Origin of the sequence: Bradyrhizobium sp. SZCCHNS3002, assembly GCF_032377435.1 — a bacterium.
In the GTDB taxonomy this organism is placed as follows: Bacteria; Pseudomonadota; Alphaproteobacteria; order Rhizobiales; family Xanthobacteraceae; genus Bradyrhizobium.
This window is the reverse complement of record NZ_JAUHHY010000018.1, coordinates 83,969-103,889: the sequence shown is the minus strand read 5'-3', so window position 1 is coordinate 103,889 and position 19,921 is coordinate 83,969. Positions and strand designations below refer to the sequence as shown.

General features: G+C 66.1%; 14 protein-coding genes. 9 read left to right on the top strand and 5 right to left on the bottom strand.

From position 1 onward, the window contains the following. The first annotated feature begins 173 nt into the window (after positions 1 to 173). Positions 174 to 1,232, top strand: coding sequence for an acyltransferase (locus QW845_RS29585; protein WP_315805040.1), 1,059 nt, complete (start codon positions 174 to 176; stop codon positions 1,230 to 1,232). Here the strand turns inward: QW845_RS29585 and QW845_RS29580 are convergent. Then, a complete protein-coding gene (locus tag QW845_RS29580) occupies positions 1,217 to 2,596 on the bottom strand; it encodes an O-antigen ligase domain-containing protein (protein ID WP_315805039.1) in 1,380 nt (459 codons plus the stop codon). The genes QW845_RS29585 and QW845_RS29580 overlap by 16 nt on opposite strands. 281 nt (positions 2,597 to 2,877) lie before the next feature. Here QW845_RS29580 and QW845_RS29575 point away from each other — a divergent pair, with 281 nt between their 5' ends. Further along, entirely contained in the window at positions 2,878 to 3,990 is a 1,113-nt protein-coding gene (locus tag QW845_RS29575) for a sialate O-acetylesterase (protein ID WP_315805038.1), read from the top strand. Positions 3,991 to 4,005: 15 nt separating this feature from the next. On the opposite strand, the gene QW845_RS29570 is transcribed toward QW845_RS29575, so the two are convergent. Further along, positions 4,006 to 5,493, bottom strand: a complete 1,488-nt coding sequence (locus QW845_RS29570; RefSeq protein ID WP_315805037.1) for a DHA2 family efflux MFS transporter permease subunit — start codon at positions 5,491 to 5,493, stop codon at positions 4,006 to 4,008. Between the two features lie 134 nt (positions 5,494 to 5,627). Here QW845_RS29570 and QW845_RS29565 point away from each other — a divergent pair, with 134 nt between their 5' ends. The 7 genes from QW845_RS29565 (at position 5,628) to QW845_RS29535 (ending at position 14,747) form a co-directional block, all read left to right on the top strand. After that, positions 5,628 to 5,876 carry a hypothetical protein gene (locus QW845_RS29565; RefSeq protein WP_315749790.1) on the top strand — a complete coding sequence of 83 codons (249 nt, stop codon included), beginning with the start codon at positions 5,628 to 5,630 and terminating at the stop codon, positions 5,874 to 5,876. Between the two features lie 263 nt (positions 5,877 to 6,139). Continuing rightward, entirely contained in the window at positions 6,140 to 7,627 is a 1,488-nt protein-coding gene (guaB, locus tag QW845_RS29560; RefSeq protein WP_315805036.1) for an IMP dehydrogenase, read from the top strand. A gap of 185 nt (positions 7,628 to 7,812) precedes the next feature. Next, positions 7,813 to 8,835 (top strand): NADP-dependent oxidoreductase, encoded by a 1,023-nt coding sequence (locus QW845_RS29555; RefSeq protein WP_315805035.1) that lies wholly within the window; start codon positions 7,813 to 7,815, stop codon positions 8,833 to 8,835. 141 nt (positions 8,836 to 8,976) lie between these two features. After that, the gene (locus QW845_RS29550) at positions 8,977 to 9,309 is read left to right on the top strand and encodes an MAPEG family protein (RefSeq protein ID WP_315805034.1); all 333 of its coding nucleotides are present in this window, start codon (positions 8,977 to 8,979) and stop codon (positions 9,307 to 9,309) included. 13 nt (positions 9,310 to 9,322) lie between these two features. Next, positions 9,323 to 10,624: an RsmB/NOP family class I SAM-dependent RNA methyltransferase gene (locus QW845_RS29545; protein ID WP_315805033.1), complete on the top strand. Its 1,302-nt coding sequence runs from the start codon at positions 9,323 to 9,325 to the stop codon at positions 10,622 to 10,624. A gap of 286 nt (positions 10,625 to 10,910) precedes the next feature. After that, positions 10,911 to 12,515 carry a glutamine-hydrolyzing GMP synthase gene (gene guaA / locus QW845_RS29540; protein WP_315805032.1) on the top strand — a complete coding sequence of 535 codons (1,605 nt, stop codon included), beginning with the start codon at positions 10,911 to 10,913 and terminating at the stop codon, positions 12,513 to 12,515. Positions 12,516 to 12,770: 255 nt separating this feature from the next. Next, complete coding sequence (locus QW845_RS29535; RefSeq protein ID WP_315805031.1) at positions 12,771 to 14,747, top strand: AAA family ATPase; 1,977 nt, start codon at positions 12,771 to 12,773, stop codon at positions 14,745 to 14,747. A gap of 778 nt (positions 14,748 to 15,525) precedes the next feature. Here the strand turns inward: QW845_RS29535 and QW845_RS29530 are convergent. Genes QW845_RS29530 through QW845_RS29520 form a run of 3 tightly spaced genes read right to left on the bottom strand, consistent with a single transcriptional unit; the run spans position 15,526 to position 19,921 of the window. Continuing rightward, entirely contained in the window at positions 15,526 to 16,725 is a 1,200-nt protein-coding gene (locus QW845_RS29530; RefSeq protein WP_315805030.1) for a 2Fe-2S iron-sulfur cluster-binding protein, read from the bottom strand. Then, positions 16,722 to 17,552 (bottom strand): FAD binding domain-containing protein, encoded by an 831-nt coding sequence (locus QW845_RS29525; protein WP_315805029.1) that lies wholly within the window; start codon positions 17,550 to 17,552, stop codon positions 16,722 to 16,724. The genes QW845_RS29530 and QW845_RS29525 overlap by 4 nt, the downstream gene beginning before the upstream one ends. Then, complete coding sequence (locus QW845_RS29520) at positions 17,549 to 19,921, bottom strand: xanthine dehydrogenase family protein molybdopterin-binding subunit (protein WP_315805028.1); 2,373 nt, start codon at positions 19,919 to 19,921, stop codon at positions 17,549 to 17,551. Before QW845_RS29520 ends, QW845_RS29525 begins: the two co-directional genes overlap by 4 nt.

The following is a 19,921-nucleotide window of genomic DNA, read 5'->3' as shown; positions in this document are numbered from 1 at the left end:
AGCCATCCGGCAGAGGCTTATCGGTTGGTTAAGACTAACGCGAGAATACCCCCGATGTCCTTGCAGGCGCCGACGGCGTTGCAAAGCCGGCTGCGATATGACTTGGGGCGCGCTGACTTCGCAGCATCGCAGACTGGACGCGGGCTGCGCGACAGAAGCAGGACATGTCGGGCATGGACGCTGGAACGCAGAGGGCAACGGCTGACACCGCGCGCACGGCGTGGATCGATTTCGCGCGTGGCCTTGGCGTCATCCTGGTGGTGTACGGTCATGTGCTTGGCGGTCTCGTGCGCCCTGGCATCTTCCCGGATGGAGCCGTCGCGCGCTGGATGGACTACACGCTCTATACGTTCCACATGCCGCTGTTCTTCTTCCTGGCCGGCTTGAACGTGCAGCACAGCTTGCGGCGCGGCGCGCGTTCCTTCCTCACCTCCAAGCTCTGGACCATCGCCTATCCCTACGTGCTGTGGTCGTTGATCCAAGGCGGGATCACGATGCTGCTGGCGCGGGATGCCAACATCCCGATCCATCCCGGAGATCTCGCCGCGATATGGTATCGTCCGATCGCACAGTTCTGGTTCCTCTACGCGCTGATGATCTGCCATGTGTTCGCGGTGCTGGTTCCGTCGCGGACGGTTTTGATCACGCTCGCGCTGGCCGGGCTCGGCGTGTTCCTCGCGCTGCCGATCCGGCCTGACCTCGCACTCACCCTGCATCATCTGCCGTTCTACGTTGCGGGCATCTACGGCACCCGCGTGGTGGCGGAATGGCGGCCGTTCGGCTGGTCCTCTCCGGTCGTGATCGGGATTGCGTTTGCGGCTGCAGTGGCGCTGGGCGGCCAGCTGTCCGGCATGGACGCCAACGGGCTCGCCTCCCTGCCGGCCTGTGTGCTCGGGATCGCCGGCACGGTCGGGCTCTGCAAGCTGCTCGCGCCAACGCGCCATCGCTGGCTTGCGGCCGCGGGCGTCGCGTCGATGACGATCTATGTGCTGCACATCCTTGCCGGCTCGGGCGTGCGGATCATCATGCTGAAGCTGCACATCCCGCCATTGCCATGGGTCTACCTGCTGGCCGGAACGGTGGCCGGCGTGGTGCTTCCTCTGATCGCGCATGCCATCCTGCGGCGGCTCAATCTGCTGGCCGTCTTCGGGCTCGCACCACTGGCCTCCCGCAAGCCGCAGACTGCGGCGATCACGCCGCGCGTTGCAACGTCCGATCAGGCGCCGGCCTGATGCTGCCGCGCGGCGACGGTGCGCCGTGCTGCGCCGGCCGACTGGTCGAGCGGACAGGCCATGGCGACGAGCATCCAGAACAGCGCCGAGACCTCACCGGACGAGATGCTGGTCAGCGGCAGCTGAACCAAGAGCGCACTGATGGCGAGCGCCCCGAGCACGGCGCCCTCGCGCGTCGGCATCCGCCACGCGGCTCCGGTGGCGGCGAGCCCGACCCAGACATAGGCCGCGAGGCAGATCAGCCCGACCGGAATGCCCATCGTCACCCAGCTTGCGATGATCTGCCCGTCGATCGGCATCGCGCCCGCGACGCCGACGTCGGTGATGGTGAAGCCCGATCCCAGGACCATGCTGTTCGGCGCATTCCACAGCGTGACGAACTCATCCAGCCGCTCGCTGCCGCTGCTGTCCTGCGACACGCTGCCGAGCGATTCCAGACGGGAGGTGATGACCTCCGCGAACGGCGTGAACATGACGGTGACGATCACCGCGCCGACCAGTCCGACCGTGATCGATACGGCGCGACGCCGCGTCGCGGGGAGCAGCATGCAGAACAGCACGCCCACCGCGAGCGTGATCCAGCTGGTACGATAGAGCGACAGCAACAGGCCGAGTGCTGCGGGCGCCATCGCCGCCATCGACAGCCATCCCGGGCGCAGGAAGCCCACCAGCAGCAGGCCGGTGGCCGTGAAGGTCGCGTAGCTGGCGGGGCCGTTCATCGTGCTGAACACGCGGACCATGTAGGGCAGCGGATAGCCGGCCGAGGTGATGCTGGCATTCACCATCCAGAACCGATCCCAGCCTTGCGGATCGACATATTGCCAGATGCCGTAAAGGCCGGTGACCGGCAGCACCAGCAGGAATACGCGCGTGATCGCATCGAGCAGGGCGCCGTCGGATCGCGCCCGCTGCTGCAGGGCGATCGCATAGAGCACGGGCGCGGCCCATTTCATTCCGCCATTGGCGGCGTTGAACCAGTCGTTCTGGAATATCGACAGCGCGCCGCCATAGACGATGCAGGCGAGGACGATGAAGGGCGCCACGAGCCATGGATTGCCCGGCCTGTCCTTGTCCGAGGGCGAAAGCACCAGACTCGGAACTGGTGCGATGATGAACAGCAGCGGGCCGCTCAGCATGATGCCGGACGAATCGAATCCCGCGGAGATGTCGACCAGGCGGCGCACGAAGGGAGCGAAGGCGAACATCAGGATCGCCGACTGCACGTGGGCTGCGGGGCTGCGACGCCACGCGAACCAGCCGGCGACCGCGCAGCCGAGCACGAAAGCCGGCCTGACGATGCCGCCGAGTGCGGGCACGGCGAGCGCCGTCGCTGCCAGGAGAAGCGCGGACGGCCAACAGTTCATCGCCATCGCCGCAAGCGGCTGCGGGTCGATTCGGCTCTCTTTCATGAAGTCGGACTATAATGGAAAACCCCGGCTCCCGAGGCACGTTCGAACGAGACCGTGCCGGCGAGCATGGCTGGGACAGCCGCATGGCTTGGAAAGTCAGAGGCCCGGCGCCCGAGGCGGCCGTCAACCGAGGCGACGAAAGAAGTGATCCGAGCATGATGCGACGCGTAATAGTGGCCACGCTCGTCGCAGCGTGGTTGGTCGTCTCCTTGACTGCGAGGGCAGGAGCCGCGGAGGTGCTGCCGGCCCGCGACGTCTGCCAGCCGACCACCTCGGCCAAATCGCGCGACGGCAATTGCGTTCCCTGCGCCGTCGGACCCATCTCGAGCGCCCCAGGCTTCCTGGCACTGCTGGAGCAGGTGCGCTCGCGGCGCGCCGCCTTTGCCGACATCGACCGTCGTATCGATGGCGCCAGCGGAGATCCGGAGGTGCAGACCCTGCTGCAGGGACGCAACCTGGCCCGTGCGCTGTACGGTTCTGACGCGGATTTCATCGCGGGCGGCAGCGCCTCGCGCTGTCTCCTGCCGGACAACGAGGCGGTGCGCGCCAGGGCGACGCCGATTGCCTGCGACGCCATTCCGCGCGAGGGGCTGGTGGTGCTTCTGACCGCGGGCCAATCGAACATCTCCAACACCGGCGCGCCCGATCAGAGCGGCCGGCTCTATCAGCCGCACAACCGGTTCTACAATTTCGACCGCTTCGACGGCCGCTGCTACGTGGCGCGCAATCCCTTGCTGGGAACGCCGGGCGAGGGCGAGAACGTCGCCACGCGGCTGGGCGACGAATTGATCGATCGCGGGCTGGCGAAGACGATCCTGATCGCACCCGTTGCGATCGGCGGGACGTATATCGAGGAGTGGCGTGTCCGTGGCGGCAAGTATTTCGAGGTGCTGCTCGCGACCCTTGCCGGCCTGCGCGAGGCGGGTCTCGAGCCGAGCGCGGTGCTCTGGCATCAGGGCGAGTCCAACGCCTTCGCCTTCTCGACCAATGGCGCGGAGGACGGCACGCAATTGCAGGTCACCGCGAAGATGAAGGAGGCGGGACGGCTGTCCTACTTGCGGAACGATCTCGAGATCGTGGCCGGGCTGCGCGCGGCCGACGTGACCGCGCCGATCTTCGTTGCCGCGGCGACGCTCTGCGGCAGCGTTCCCGACGAGATCATCCGGTCGGCGCAGGCCGCCGTGCCGAACCCTGCGACCGGCGTCTATCCGGGGCCGGACACCGACCAGATCGGCCTTCCGCTGCGCCACGACAGCTGCCACATGAGCCACGCCGGCACCGAGCTTCACGCGCGGATGTGGGCCGATCGCCTGGCCGAATTCTGGAGGTCCGGCGCGCGGAGACCTTGACCGGAGAACCGTCCGCTACCCCAGCCGCTGATCCCGCGCATCCTGCGTGGTCTCGCTCGCCGACTTCCTGGCGGCCTTCTCCGCGCCCTTCTCGGCGCCCTTGCGGCTGGCGATCGCGGCGACCTTGCGGCCCGAGATCTCGCTGCCGGCGTCATCCGGCATCTGCCAGAACAAGATCGACGACAGCGCCGAGGTGATGGCGACGACGATGAAGGCGGGCGCGAAGGACGAGGCGGTGAGCTGGCTCGCGCCGTTCATCCACATCGTGGTCTCCACCGAGAACGCGCCGACCGCGACGCCGGCGGAGATCGCGAGCTGCTGGTTGACGCTGGTGAGCGTCGTGGCGCGGCTCATCTGGGCGGTCTCGACCTCGGCATAGGCGACGGTGTTGATCGCGGTGAACTGCAGCGAGCGGAAGAAGCCGCCGACCACGAGAATGATCAGGATCAGCAGCAGCGGCGTCGCCGGCGTGAACAGCGCGCAGGCGGCGAGGAAGACCGAGCTGACGACGGCATTGACCGTCATCAGATGGCGGAAGCCGAAGGCCTTGATCAGCCGCGCGGCCAGCGCCTTCATGCCCATTGCGCCGGCAGAGGAGCCGAAGGTGACGAGGCCGGACTGGAACGGCGACAGGCCGAAGCCGAGCTGCATCAGCAGCGGCAGCAGGAAGGGCAGGGCGCCGATGCCCAGGCGAAACATGAAGCCGCCGACGATCGAGGCGCGCAGGGTCGGCAGCCGCAGCAGCGAGAAATCGAGCACCGGCGAGTTGGTGCGCCAGGAGTGGCGGACGTAGAGCGTCATCGAGATCGCGCCGATTGCAACGAGACTCGCGACCACCGACCACGGCAGCAGGTTGAGACCGGCGACCGAGAGGCCGAAGGCGAGACCGGCGAGGCCGATGCCGGCCAGCACCATGCCAGTGAGGTCGAACGGCTCGGGATTGTCGCTCTTGATCGGATCGATGAAGCGCAGCGCCATGATGATGCCGACGATGCCGATCGGGATGTTGATCAGGAAGATCCAGTGCCAGGAGAAATAGGTGGTGATGAAGCCGCCGACCGGCGGTCCGATGACAGGACCGATCAGCGCGGGGATGGTGACCCAGGCCATCGCGCCGACCAGCGCGCTCTTGTCGACGGAGCGCAACAGGACGAGACGTCCGACCGGCGTCATCATCGCGCCGCCCATGCCCTGCAGGATGCGCGCGAACACGAAGTTCTCGACGGAGTTGGCGAGCGCACAGCCGATCGAGCCGATCATGAACACCGCGACCGCGCTGGAGAACACCCGCCGCGCGCCAAACCGGTCGGCGGTCCAGCCGCTCGCCGGGATGAACACCGCCAGCGACAGCAGATAAGACGTGATGGCGAGCTTCAGCGTCAGCGGGCTGGTGCCGATGTCCCTGGCGATCGCCGGCAGCGAGGTCGCGATCACCGTGGAGTCCATGTTCTCCATGAACAGCGCGGTGGCGACGATCAGCGGAATGACGCGTTGCTTGTTCATCGAATCTCGGGAGGGACGGGGAAGGCCGGCGCCGCGGCTGTAGCACCCTGCGACGAACGAGGCCATTGCGCTGCTGGCATGGCCCCCTAGATGCAGCGTGACGCTGCCGCGTCATCGTTATTGGAGATGTGCCGATGATCTATCTGCTCGCCGCCCTGGTGCCGCCACTGGGCCTGCTGCTCAACGGGCAGCCGTTCGCGGCCATCTTCAATCTGCTGCTCTGCCTGGTCTGCCTCGTCCTCGGCCTGTTCTTCCACGTGCTGCTGCTGGTGCCGTCGGCGCACGCGCTGATCGCCGTGCACATGCGGCGGGAGGACCGGCGCCACCGGGAGGTGGTCGAGGCCATCCGCCGCTATGGGCCGCCGCCGGGCGCTTGGCGCTAGAGGCGCGGAACTTCTGCTCCGGAATCGGGGCGTCCGCGACCTTTTATTGCGCGTTTCGGACCTGATCAGGGCCGGTCTGGGCCGTTCTTCGCAATCGCGGGAGGATGGCGGATCGGCCCTTTGATTCGTCACAGGCCCATGCTATCGACCCGCGTCAACCCCACCGATGGGCACCGATTCGACGGCGAGGCATGGTCTCGACGGCGGCGCCGCTCATCCGTAACCGCATCGCGGCCGTTCTGGCCGCAGACAAGGAGTTGACGATGGCGACCGTCCAGACACTTCGCGAAGCCTTTACCTTCGACGACGTGCTCTTGAAGCCGGGCCTGTCCGATGTGCTGCCCTCCGAGGTCGACATCCGTTCGCGCGTGACGCGCGAGATCCCGCTCAACATTCCGATCATGGCGTCCGCCATGGATACCGTCACCGAGGCGCGCATGGCGATTGCGATGGCGCAGGCCGGCGGTGTCGGGGTGATCCACCGCAATTTCGACCCCGAGGGCCAGGCCGCCCAGGTGCGCCAGGTCAAGAAGTTCGAATCCGGCATGGTGGTCAACCCGCTGACGATCTCGCCGGAGGCGACGCTCGCCGACGCGCTGGCGCTGATGAAGGACTACGGCTTCTCCGGCATTCCGGTCGTCACCGGCGGCGGCAAGGGCATCCCCGGCAAGCTGGTCGGCATCCTGACCAATCGCGACGTCCGCTTCGCCACCGATCCGCGCCAGAAGATCTCCGAGCTGATGACGCACGAGAACCTCGTCACCGTGCGCGAGGGCGTCGGCCAGGACGAGGCCAAGAAGATCCTGCACAAGCACCGCATCGAGAAGCTGCTCGTCGTCGATGACCAGTACCGCTGCGTCGGCCTGATCACCGTGAAGGACATGGAGAAGGCGGTCGCGCATCCGCTCGCGTGCAAGGACGCGCAGGGCCGACTCCGTGTCGCCGCGGCGACGACCGTGGGCGAGGGCGGCTTCGAGCGCACCGAGAAGCTGATCGAGGCCGGCGTCGACCTCGTCGTGGTCGACACCGCGCACGGCCATTCCTCGCGCGTGCTGGAAGCCGTCAACCGCATCAAGCGCATCTCGAACGCGGTGCAGGTGATCGCCGGCAACATCGCCACCCGCGACGGCGCGCAGGCGCTGATCGACGCCGGCGCCGACGCCGTCAAGGTCGGCATCGGCCCGGGCTCGATCTGCACCACCCGCATCGTGGCGGGCGTCGGCGTGCCGCAGCTGACCGCGATCATGGATGCGGTGGAAGCCGCCAAGAAGGCCGACGTGCCGGTGATCGCCGACGGCGGCATCAAGTTCTCCGGCGATCTCGCCAAGGCGCTCGCCGCCGGCGCCGACGTCGCCATGGTCGGCTCGCTGCTCGCCGGCACCGACGAGACGCCCGGCGAGGTGTTCCTGTGGCAGGGCCGCTCCTACAAGGCCTATCGCGGCATGGGCTCGGTCGGCGCGATGGCCCGCGGCTCGGCCGACCGCTACTTCCAGCAGGACATCAAGGACACCTTGAAGCTCGTGCCGGAAGGCATCGAGGGCCAGGTGCCGTATAAGGGTCCGGTCGGCAACGTCATGCACCAGCTCGCCGGCGGCCTGCGCGCGGCCATGGGCTATGTCGGCGCCAAGACCTTGGAGGACTTCCACGGCAAGGCCGAGTTCGTCCGCATCACCGGCGCGGGCTTGCGCGAAAGCCACGTCCACGACGTGACGATCACCCGCGAGAGCCCGAACTATCCGGGCGGGGTGTAAACAACCACCGCTCTCTCCGTCATTGCGAGGAGCGAAGCGACGACTTGTCCGCCATAGCCCGAAGGGCGACGGCGGAAGCAATCCAGGGGTTGCGCGCGCGGCCCTGGATTGCTTCGCTTCGCTCGCAATGACGGCTCCCGTGGGGTCGGCACCGAACGCCACATCAACAAACAAGAGGAAACACCATGTCCCAAGCCAAGCGCATCGTGCTCGCGTCCCGTCCCGTCGGCGAGCCCAAGCCGTCTGATTTCCGCCTCGAGGAGCACACCATCCCGACTCCCGGCGCCGGCGAGGTGCTGTTGCGCACGATCTGGCTGTCGCTCGATCCCTACATGCGCGGGCGCATGAGCGACGGGCCGTCTTACGCCCAGCCGGTGCCGGTCGGCGGCGTGATGGAGGCGGGGACGGTGTGCGAGGTGGCGGCCTCCAATAATCCCGGCTTCAAGGCCGGCGACATCGTGCTGGCGCGCGCCGGCTGGCAGACGCATGCGGTCTCCGACGGCCGCGGTCTCGCCAAGGTCGACCCGAGCCTCGCCCCGATCTCGACCGCGGTCGGCGTGCTCGGCATGCCCGGCATGACCGCCTACACCGGCCTGCTCGACATCGGCCAGCCCAAGGCCGGCGAGACCGTCGTGGTCGCCGCCGCCTCCGGCGCGGTCGGCTCGGCGGTGGGGCAGATCGCCAAGATCAAGGGCGCCCGCGCCATCGGCATCGCCGGCGGCAAGGACAAATGCGACTACGTGAAGAAGGAATTCGGCTTCGACGACTGCCTCGACCATCGCGATCCCGATCTCGCCGCCAAGCTGAAGGAAGCCTGCCCGAAGGGCATCGACGTCTATTTCGAGAATGTCGGCGGCCCGGTGTTCGAGGCGGTGTTCCCGCTGTTCAACGCCTTCGCGCGCATGCCGGTCTGCGGCCTGATCGCGCATTACAACGATACCCAGTCGGTGGCGCCGAAATGGGCCGGCGCGCTGATGCGCAACGTCCTGACCAAGCGGCTCCTGATCCGCGGCTTCATCGTCTCCGACTTCGCCTCCCGCCACGGCGACTTCCTCAAGGACATGTCGGCCTGGGTCCGCGACGGCAAGGTCAAGTACAAGGAGCACGTCACCGAGGGCCTGGAGAACGCGCCCGCGGCGTTCATGGGCCTGCTCAAGGGCGCCAATTTCGGCAAGCAGCTGGTGCGGGTCGGGCCGGACAAGGCCTGAGCCACACCTGATGTGATTCTTCAGCCTGTCCGCAAAAAAGCGGGAACCACAGCCCCTTATCGGGAGTCCTGAGGGAACCGGTTCATCCACGAGGGCCCGGCATCATGCCGGGCCTTCACTTTTCCCAAGGGGGGATTGTCGATGTCGCTGCCCATGGTGCTGCTGCCCGTTTTCGTCGAGGTTGCACTGACCTTCGCGCTGCTGTTCTGGAATAAGAGGAAGGCGCAAGCCACGGATGCCGCCGATGAATTCGGCCTGCCGACTTTGTTCTATGCCCTGATCGCGCTGGCGCTGCCGCTGCGCCATGCCGATCTGGTGATCGTGCTGCTGTCCTGGGTGTTCGTCGTCACCCGCTTCGTCAATGCCGGCTTTATCAGTGGGGCAGACAAGCGCTCCCTCGCCTGGACCGCCTCGGCGCTGGTGCTGCTGGCGATGTGGCTGTATTTCGCCCTGAAGATGCTTCTCCTGATCTGAGACTGGATACTGAATGACCCCCGCCGCCCGGCTGTCCGCCGCCATCGACATCATCGAGTCCATCGAGTCCCAGCGGGCGCCGGCGGCGAAGGCCTTGAAGGATTGGGGCACCAGCCACCGCTTCGCCGGCTCCGGCGACCGCGCCGCCATTGCCGGCCTGGTCTGGGACGTGCTGCGCCGCCGCGCCTCCAGCGCTTATGTCATGGAGGACGACACCGCGCGGGCGCGGGTGCTCGGCATGCTCAAGCTCGAGCGCGGCCTGGATGTGCCGACCATCGCCGCGATGTGCGACGGCAGCCGCTTCGCGCCGCCGCCGCTCACTGCCGCCGAGGAGAAGGCGCTGGCCTCGCGCACCACCGAGGGCGCGCCGCCGCCGGTCGCCGGCGACTATCCCGACTGGCTCGACCCGTATCTTGCCGCCGTGTTCGGCGACGACCGCGTCGCCGAGGCCATGGCGATGGCCAGCCGCGCGCCGCTCGACCTGCGCGTCAACACGCTGAAAGCGAAGCGCGAGAAGGTTCAGGCGTCGCTCAAGCATCTCGGCGCCGTGCCGACGCCGTGGTCGCCGCTCGGCCTGCGCATCATCCTCGGGGCCGATGCGCGCAATCCCGGAATCCATGCCGAGGAGGATTTCATCAAGGGCGCGATCGAGGTCCAGGACGAGGGCTCGCAGCTCGCGGCGCTGTTCACCGCGGCCAAGCCCGGCGAGCAGGTCATCGACCTCTGCGCCGGCGCCGGCGGCAAGACCTTGGCGCTGGCCGCGATGATGCAGGGCAAGGGCCGCCTGATCGCCACCGACGCCGACAAGCGCCAGCTCGCGCCGATCCACGAGCGGCTGTCGCGCGCCGGCGTCCACAACGCCGAGATCCGCACCCCGAAGGGCGACGCCGACCCGCTCGCCGACATCAGCGCCTCCGCTGATCTGGTGGTGATCGACGCCCCCTGCACGGGCACCGGCACCTGGCGCCGCAACCCCGACGCCAAATGGCGCATGCGCCCCGGCGCCCTGGATATCCGCCTCAAGGACCAGGCCGATGTGCTCGACCGCGCCGCCCGCCTGGTCAAACCCGGCGGCCGCATCGGCTACATCACCTGCTCGGTGCTGCAGCCGGAGAATGGCGACCAGGTGCGGGCGTTCGTGGCGCGGCACCTGGAGTTTTCCGTCCAGCCCCCGGAGCAGACCGCCACCGTCCTCTGGGACAAGGCCGAGGCGTTCGCCGAGGCCGCCCTGCAGACCCCGGAGGGCTGGCTGATGACCCCCCGCCGGACGGGCACGGACGGGTTTTTCGTGTCGGTGCTGCGCCGCTCCGCCTGACGCGGGCTGCCCATGACTGAGCCCTCTCCCCTTGTGGGAGAGGGCATGCAGGACAGCTCGGCAGATTCGGTCGGGTGAGGGGTATGCCTCCGCGAGCACTGTTCGCCGAGAGATACCCCTCACCCAACCGCGTGCGTGGATGGGCCGGTGATGCCCTCTCCCACAAGGGGAGAGGGCGCTGCATCGGGCAGCCCTGCAAAGCGTGTCGGTGAAACGGTTGCACGGCGCGGTGAATCCCCCGCTGCCAAGGGTTGCGAGTCCCCCCGCAGCGGCGTAATTCCTTGCCATGACAGCCCCAGCCAACACCCCGACCGCCGCCGCCACCGACACCTCCGTGGCCGCGCTCCACGACAAGATCCTGATCGTCGATTTCGGCAGCCAGGTCACGCAGCTGATCGCGCGCCGGGTGCGCGAGGACGGCGTGTATTGCGAGATCGTGCCGTTCCAGAAGGCGGAGGCCGCCTTCCGCGACATGCAGCCCAAAGCCGTGATCCTCTCCGGCGGCCCCGAATCCGTCCACGAGGCCGGCTCCCCGCGCGCCCCGCAGCTGATCTTCGAGAGCGGCGTCCCCGTGATGGGCATCTGCTACGGCCAGATGACGATGGCCGCCCAGCTCGGCGGCACCGTCGAGGGCGGCCACCACCGCGAGTTCGGCCGCGCCGACGTCGAGGTCAAGACCAACAGCCTGCTGTTCGATGGCGTCTGGCAGCCGGGCGAGCAGCACCAGGTGTGGATGAGCCATGGCGACCGCATCACCCAGATGCCGCCGGGCTTCTCGGTCGCCGGCGTGTCGCCGAACGCGCCCTTCGCCGTGATCCAGGACGAGACGCGCAAATATTACGGCCTGATGTTCCACCCCGAGGTGGTGCACACGCCCGATGGCGCCAAGCTGATCCGCAACTTCGTCCGCAACATCGCCGGCCTCGGCGGCGACTGGACCATGCACGCCTTCCGCGAGGAGGAGATCAAGAAGATCCGCGCGCAAGTGGGCAAGGGCAAGGTGATCTGCGGCCTCTCCGGTGGCGTCGACTCTGCGGTTGCCGCGGTGCTGATCCACGAGGCGATCGGCGACCAGCTCACCTGCGTGTTCGTCGATCACGGCCTGCTGCGCCTGAACGAGGCCGAGACCGTCGTCGATCTCTTCCGGCACCACTACAACATCCCGCTGGTGCATGTGGACGCCTCACAACTCTTCCTCGGCGAGCTCGAAGGCGTCACCGACCCGGAGCAGAAGCGCAAGACCATCGGAAGACTCTTCATCGACGTGTTCGAGGCCGAGGCCAAGAAGATCGGCGGCGCCGATTTCCTGGCGCAAGGCACGCTCTATCCCGACGTGATCGAGAGCGTCTCCTTCACCGGCGGCCCCTCGGTGACGATCAAGTCGCACCACAATGTCGGCGGCCTTCCGGCGCGCATGAACATGAAGCTGGTCGAGCCGTTGCGCGAGCTGTTCAAGGACGAGGTCCGCGTGCTCGGCCGCGAGCTCGGCCTGCCCGACGTGTTCGTCGGCCGCCACCCGTTCCCGGGCCCCGGCCTCGCCATCCGCTGCCCCGGCGAGATCACGGTCGACAAGCTCGACATCCTGCGCAAGGCCGACGCCATCTACATCGACGAGATCCGCAAGGCCGGCCTCTACGACACCATCTGGCAAGCCTTCGCCGTGCTGCTCCCCGTCAAGACCGTCGGCGTCATGGGCGACGGCCGCACCTACGACTACGTCGTCGGCCTCCGCGCCGTCACGTCGACGGACGGCATGACGGCGGACTTCTATCCGTTCGACATGAAGTTCCTCGGCAACACGGCGACGCGCATCATCAACGAGGTGAAGGGCGTGAACCGGGTGGTGTACGACGTGACGAGCAAGCCGCCGGGGACGATCGAGTGGGAGTAGGGGAAACGTCAACTTCGATGGTGCTTTTCAGCGAAAGCCACCTACCATCTTGAGATGGAGTTTTGTCGATCGTCTAACCTCTTTTTTTAGCCACTAGTCGCGGTGCAGGGCCGCTTTCAGTAAAGAGTGCAGCGATTGGAGTGCCTCGCACCGACGATTGTCATTCACAGATACCACTTGAAGTAGACGCTCGTTCGTTTCAGGTTTGTTTTTGTACCGAGCAACATTCTGGATATTGATTTAGGAGGGCGTTCAATGAGGCTCATCAAAGCGCGAGCGACCAACTATCGAAACATCATTGATTCTAATGAAGTCGAGATCGCGCAAACTACTTGCTTAGTCGGCAAGAATGAGGCTGGAAAGTCGGCCTTCCTTAAGGCCATCGAAGGCATTCGCTCGGTCGATCCCAATTTCAAGGACTATGGTAAGATCGAAAATTACCCCCGTCGGCATCTAGCCGACTATGCTGAGCGACATCCAGACGGGGATGCTGAAGTCATGCGAACGTATTGGGAGCTTGACGCTTTCGACATCAAAGCTTTGGAGGCTGAGCTTGGACAAGGGGCGCTAAAAAGCTCCTGTGTCTGCGTTTCCAAAACTTATGAGTCTGAAACAACCACGTGGGAGATCGATGTCGATGAAGAAAAGGTTATTGGGCATCTCTCCAAGCTGGCAGGACTGACTGAAGAAGATGCGGCTCCGATCAGTGCCGCAAAGACCACGGCAAAGGTTTACGAAGCTCTGGCTGGCATAACAAGTCGGACCCCTAGCCAAGAAAGCATGATTGCGATCATCGGGAAGTGGCGTCAGCATCGGGCAGTGCTGCGCGCAATCGATATTCTTTCGGCGCGAATGCCCAAGTTTATGTACTTCTCGCATTACGATCGAATGAGTGGCGCTCTCTCGGTCAACCAGTTGAATCAAGACAAGCAAAATGGGGCGCTGCTGTCGAGCGGAGACCGCGTATTTCTCGATTTTCTTGAGTATGCTGGAACTACGTTGGAGGACTTGGTAGCTACCACTCATTTTGAGGAGCTAAATGCGAAGTGTGAAGCGGCTGCGCTCCGTATCACAGATCAAATTTTTGAGTATTGGACGCAAAATGATGAATTGAAGATAAAGGTAGTATTCTCGGAGGGAAAGAGCGGTGATCCGGCTCCGTTTAACTCCGGACCGGTCGCGCGTGCTCGCGTCGAAAACGCGCTTCATGGCGTGACAGTTCCCTTTTCTGAGCGGTCGGCAGGCTTCATCTGGTTCTTCTCCTTCTTGGTCAAGTTCGCTCAAATTCGAAAGACTAACGGCAATGTGATCCTATTGCTGGATGAGCCTGGCCTTACGCTTCACGGGACTGCGCAAAAGGATCTTCTGCGATTTTTCTACGAGCAGATTGCGCCTAAGCATCAGGTAATCTGGTCGACGCATTCACCTTTTATGGTGCCTGCTAACGATCTCGTTTCAGTTCGCACTGTTGAGGATGTTGTTGAGATCGATAGGCGCGGTCGGAAAGTGTCGATCGGTACTAAGATTCGGTCTGACGTGCTCACGACCGATCCTCAAACCAATTTTCCTATTTTTGGGGCAATGGGATTTGAAGTCACGCAAACTCTTGTTATCGGCACCAATACATTGTTAGTCGAAGGGCCGAGTGATATTCTTTTTCTTCAGGCAGCTTCGTCGGCGCTTAAGGAGGCGGGGAGGTCGCACCTTTCTCCATCCTGGGCTGTGTGCCCGTCGGGTGGCATCGATAAAGTATTGCCGTTCGTGCGACTGTTCTACGGCAATAAGCTCAATGTGGCCGTGCTAACCGACTATGAGCGCGGGCAGAAGCGAAAGTTAGAAGATCTTTACAGGGCGGCCCTCCTCAACAATGACCGTATAATTCTTGCTACCGAAGTTGCGGGGAAAGATGAGGCGGATATCGAAGACTTTTTCGACCCAGCTTTCTTTGTCGATCTTGTCAACAAAACATACGCGCTAAGAGGCGTTCATGAGCTAACGGTTGAAAAGTTGGAGGCAGCGGATACTAGTACGGCTAGGCTAGTAAAAAAGGCCGAAGCCTACTTCAAGCTGCTCCCGGCTGAGATTGCTGAGTACAGTCACTTTGATCCAGCTCTTTACCTTCTGCAGCACCCAGAGTTGCTTAAAGGAGAAGGCAAGCCAATTCAAGAAACCCTTGCGCGGTTTGAGGCTGCGTTCGTGCGAATCGCAAGGTTCTTGCCGCCGAGTCAATAGCTTCTTCGCTACTGTACAGGGTTGCGACGACATTGCGCCAAACTCGTTGGCCCTTCGCTACCATCGAGAAAGTTGGTCGAGACGTGGCGACGGCGAGAGCCATGCGCGGACAGTCCGTCGTCGTCCAACTGAGCATCTGCCCGACGGGCAATCCGCGCATGCCCCGCATGCGCCAAGTGCCCGTCGTGCCAGTTTGTCGCGCACTTCTCCCTTGCGCCGTCGGGCAAATCAGCTCCACATTTTCGCGCATCCCGGCTCGCTGAAGAGGGACGTTTCGCGATCGTCATGAAGCGTCGAGCTGGGGATGCGACGGGCGCGTTGCTCTGCAGCCGGGTGTCACAGCCCGTGCCGACGAACGGAGCGATGCGACGGCGAAGTGGCGTGGTCCTGGTCTCCCGACGCTGAGACCAAGCCGGTGGTGATGATGATCCGCTGGCGACGGGGGCAAGACAGCCGGTCCCCGGGGAGAGCGCCTATAACCCGCAAAACCGTCGCGCAGGGAAGGCCGGATATTGGGCTGAACCTGTGGTTCTGCCGCGTGCTTCTTGTTGCACGCGGACCGCGGGTATCAGCCGATACCCGGTCTTCCCTGCGCCTCTTCGTCGGACGAAGAGGTCGATGGATGGCAAAGCTCGGGCGAATCTCGCCGCGAGAAAGCCGGGGCATGCCCGTTGTTTGAAACGTGGAGACAGGTGCCGGGACGAGGCGCGCGCGGGTTTTCAGCGCCGATGTCACAGCCGGCCGTGAGCGAGAGCCGGTTCGCCGGTGCGCGGCGGTCTCATGGCCCGCGCAGGCGCTGGGCCAAGCCGGTGAGGCGTTTGCGTGCGACGTCGAGCAGCAGGGCAAGCGCGTTGAGGCGCTGCGGCTCTGGTGTCTCCGTCGGGTCCGCGGTGCCGTTGAGATGCCGCTCGCAGTTTTGCGCGAAGGTCGTGGTGATGCGCGACGCCAGATCGCGCACCAACCCATCACGCGCGATCTGCGCCAGCGGGCCGGAGAGGCTGTAGCCGATCGCGAGCGCGACGCGGGTGGCTCGTCCGTCGTCGATCGGAAGCATGCGCCAGCTGATCTGTCCGGAGGTCGAGGTGCGGCTCAGCCGGTCGCGTCCGGTGCCAACGAGCCGGCCCGACAAATCCGCCGCGTTGCGGTCGATGCGCGCAGAGCCGCGGAAGATAGCCGACAGCGGTCCGATGGCGACACTGATCGCACCTTCGATGCGATCCGGGGTCGGGATGTCCGTGATGGTGGCGCCGGGAAAGCATGCGGCGAGGGTCCTGGGCTGACCGAACAGCGCAAAGACCTGCTCTGGCGCGGCGTTCACCGTGAACGACGCATCGAAGCTCTTGGCGGGCATGACCTCGGAAGGATCGAGCGAACCGAGGGCCAGGTCGCCGGAGAGCATGATGCCCACCGCCGCTGGCCGCGCTGGCGCGACCGCGGCCGCGATGGCGCCTGGCTGCGATCCCACCGGGCCGAGCGATGTCCGACCTGCGCCGATCACGGCCGCGATGCCCCGCTGCCGTCGTGCCGCGATCACAGCGCTGACAGCGCGAACGATCCCGACATAGCCGGTGCAGCGGCACAGATTGCCGCTCAGGCCGACACGGATGGCGTGTTCGTCCGCGTGATCGAGGCGCAGCACGAGGTCGCGCGCCGACATGATCATGCCGGGCGTGCAGTAGCCGCATTGCAGGGCATGCTCGCGCGTGAAAGCCACGCGCAGCTCGGCGGCGATCTCATCCTCGTCCAGGCCTTCGATCGTCGTCACGGCAGCGCCAGCGCAGGCCACGGCGAGCGTGATGCAGGAACGGGCCGGAGCGCCGTCGAGCAACAGCGTGCAGGCGCCACAGACACCGTGCTCGCAGCCGAGATGCGTCCCGGTCAGGTCAAGCTGATCACGGAGGACGTCGGCGAGATGGGTGCGAGGTTCGACCGTTGGCTCGATCGCGCTGCCGTTCACGGTGAGCTGGATCTTGTTCACGCGGCCGCCTCCGCGATCGCCCGCGCGAGCACGCTGACATGGATGTGCCGGGCGGCCGGATCGGCCACGCCGGCCTGGATGAGCCGGCGGTCGGCGAGGGCGCGATCGAACTGCGGGGTGAGATGGCTGGTCGCGCCGCCGAACAGGGATGAATCGTCGATGATGATCGGTGTCGTGTCGATGGCGCCGATGACGATGCGGCTGCGGGCGGTGTCGGGCTCGATCAGCACGGCGGCCATTGCATGGGCGAATTCTCCAGGCTTGCGACAGGCCTTGGCGTAGCCGAAGCGTGCCGTGGGTGACAGCGAGGGCAGGCGGATCGCGGTGACCAGCTCGCCGGGACGCAGCGCCGTCTGCAGCACGCCCTGGATGAACTCCGTCACGGCGAGGTCACGCCGTCCCGCCGCGCCTGTCAGTTGCACGCTGGCGCCGAGGGCCGTGAGCGTCGTCACCCAGTCGGCGGCCGGGTCGGCATGACCTAGCGAGCCGCCGATGGTGCCGCGATTGCGCACGGCGCGATAGGCGATGCCACGGGCGATCCGCGGCAAGATGCCATGGGTCACGTCGGGGAGGCGGCCGTCCTCGATGTCGGCATGGGTGACGCAGGCGCCGATCACGAGCGCATCGCCATCGCGCTCGACCGAACGAAGCTCGGCAAGGCCGGCGATGTCGATGATGAGCGGCGGCTGCACGAGACGCAGATTGAGCATTGGACCGAGCGACTGTCCGCCGGCCATGATCCGTGTGCCGTCCTCGGCCTTCGCGAGCAGGCCGACCGCGTCGCTGACGCTCTGGGGACGCGCGTAGTTGAAGGAGGCGGCCTTCACGGCGAGCTCGCCTGTTTCGCTGCCAGCACCGCCGCGACGATCCGGCGCGGCGACAGCGGCGACTGCATCATTTCAGCACCAAGCGGCCGCAGCGCGTCGTTGACGGCGTTGGCGATTGCCGCCGGCGGCGCGATCGCGCCGCCTTCGCCGATGCCCTTGACGCCGAACATCGTGTAGGGCGACGGCGTCTCCATGTGGAACAGGCGCGGCTCCGGGACTTCGGTCGGACCCGGCAGCAGGTAATCGGCCAAGGTTGTCGCCAGCGGTTGCGCGGCATCGTCGAACGGCATCTCCTCGTACAGCGCGGTGCCGATGCCCTGGGCGAGGCCGCCGAGAATCTGGCCGTCGACGATCATCGGATTGACGAGGACGCCGCCGTCCTCGACGACGACGTAGTCGAGCAGCTCGACCTCGCCGAGATCCGGATCGACGGCGACCGTCACGGCATGCGCCGCGTAGGAGAAGGTGCCGCTGTCACGCACCGGCTTGTAGCCGCCGGTCGCCTCAAGGCCCGCCGGATCGACGTCGTTGGGCAGGTCCTGCGGCCGGCGGTACCAGGTGTGAGCGATCTCGGCGAGGCTGACGCTGCCGTTCGGCCCGCAGGCCTGGCCCTCGCGCCACGTGACCGCCTCGGGCGCGAGCTGCAGCAGCTTGGCGCCGATGCGCGTGGCGCGCGCGACGAGTTGCGCGCAGGCCGTGCCCACGGCGCCGCCGGCCATCACCATCGACCGCGAGCCCCAGGTGCCGGTGGAGTAGGGCGTCATCGCGGTGTCGCCGAGCACGACGCGGATCTTGTCGGGATCGACGCCGAGGATCTCGTGCGCGACCTGGGCGAGCGTCGTCTCCAGTCCCTGGCCGTGGGAGTGGACGCCGACACGCAGCTCGAGTCCGCCGTCGGGCGTCAGCCGCGCGGTGGCCTGCTCATGGCCGGGCACCATCGGGATGCCCCACCCGGCATAGACCGAGGTGCCATGCGCGGCCTGCTCGCAATAGATCGACACGCCGGTGCCGATCAGCCGGCCGTCCGGCTCGCCGCGCTGCTGTCGTGCGCGCACGGCGGGGACATCGATCGCCGTCAGCGCCCGCTGCAGCGCGCCGGGATAGTCGCCGCTGTCGAAATGCTTGTTGGTGATGTTGTCGAACGGCATGTCCTGCGGCTGCACCAGATTGCGCAGCCGGACCTCGCCGGGTTCGAGCCCGGCCTCGGTCGCGACGGCGTCGAGCAGCAGCTCGAGGGCGAAGCAGACGCCGGTGCGGGCGACGCCGCGATACGGCAGGATCGGGCATTTGTTGGTCGCGACCGAGTAGGTCCGGCAGCGATAGGCCGGCATCCGATACGGCCCTGGCAGGATGCTCGCGATCTGCGCCGCTTCGAGGCAGGCCGAAAACGGATAGGACGAATAGGCGCCGGAATCGACCGTGGCCACGCAGTCGATGCCGCGCAGCCGGCCGTCGCGATCGGCGTAGACGGTGATGCGATAGGCGTGCTCGCGGCAATTCGCGCTGGCGCTCAGATGCTCGCGCCGGTCCTCGAGCCAGCGCACCGTCCAGCCCCTGTGCATGGCGAGCCAGCTGAGGCAGACCTCCTCGGGCAGCAGGATGCCCTTGTGGCCGAAGCCGCCGCCGATGTCAGGCGCGATGATGCGGATGCGGCCCTGTTCGATGCCGAGGCAGTCGGACAGACCGTTGCGCACGATGTGCGGCATCTGCGAGCCGGTGTGCAGCGTCAGCTGATCGAGCCGGTGATCGAAGGTCGCGACGACACCGCGGCCCTCCAGCGGCGCCATGCACTGGCGTGCGGTCGTGATCTCGCGCGTCACCTTGATCGGCGCGTCAAGCGCGGCTGATATGTCGACCTCGAAGTTGGTTTCCAGGAAGACGTTGTCGCCCCAGTGCTCGTGCACCAGCGCGCTGCCAGCCTCGCGCGCCATGCGCATGTCGTGCACCGCCGGCAGCGGTTCCAGGTCGAGCTCGACCGCCGCGGCGATGTCCTCCGCTTCGGCGCGGCTGCGGGCGACGCACATCGCCACGAGCTCGCCGACATGGCGCACCTTGCCGGTCGCCAGCACCGGCTGCTCGGAGATCTTGAAGCCGGGCAGGCCGGAGACCGCGCGGATCGGGTTGATGCCAGTGAGGTCATCGGCCGTGAACACGACGTCGCGGTATTCAGCGGGAACGTGGATCGCCTTGATCCTGGCATGCGCGATCGGGCTGCGCACGAAGGCGACGTCCTTCAGTCCCGGCAGCCTGATGTCGGCGACATACTGACCGCGGCCGCGCAGAAAACGGTCGTCTTCCTTGCGCGGCAGGCGCGCGCCGACGCCACGCGGCGCGCGGGCATCCGAGACGGGCGGGGCCGCGCCCGTCAC

Excerpts from the sequence above, each read along its gene's own strand:
- QW845_RS29585 (WP_315805040.1), top strand. The coding sequence starts at position 174 with ATGGACGCTGGAACGCAGAGGGCAACGGCTGACACCGCGCGCACGGCG.
- QW845_RS29580 (WP_315805039.1), bottom strand. The coding sequence starts at position 2,596 with ATGAACTGTTGGCCGTCCGCGCTTCTCCTGGCAGCGACGGCGCTCGCC.
- QW845_RS29570 (WP_315805037.1), bottom strand. The coding sequence starts at position 5,493 with ATGAACAAGCAACGCGTCATTCCGCTGATCGTCGCCACCGCGCTGTTC.
- QW845_RS29565 (WP_315749790.1), top strand. The coding sequence starts at position 5,628 with ATGATCTATCTGCTCGCCGCCCTGGTGCCGCCACTGGGCCTGCTGCTC.
- guaB (WP_315805036.1), top strand. The coding sequence starts at position 6,140 with ATGGCGACCGTCCAGACACTTCGCGAAGCCTTTACCTTCGACGACGTG.
- QW845_RS29555 (WP_315805035.1), top strand. The coding sequence starts at position 7,813 with ATGTCCCAAGCCAAGCGCATCGTGCTCGCGTCCCGTCCCGTCGGCGAG.
- QW845_RS29550 (WP_315805034.1), top strand. The coding sequence starts at position 8,977 with ATGTCGCTGCCCATGGTGCTGCTGCCCGTTTTCGTCGAGGTTGCACTG.
- QW845_RS29545 (WP_315805033.1), top strand. The coding sequence starts at position 9,323 with ATGACCCCCGCCGCCCGGCTGTCCGCCGCCATCGACATCATCGAGTCC.
- guaA (WP_315805032.1), top strand. The coding sequence starts at position 10,911 with ATGACAGCCCCAGCCAACACCCCGACCGCCGCCGCCACCGACACCTCC.
- QW845_RS29535 (WP_315805031.1), top strand. The coding sequence starts at position 12,771 with ATGAGGCTCATCAAAGCGCGAGCGACCAACTATCGAAACATCATTGAT.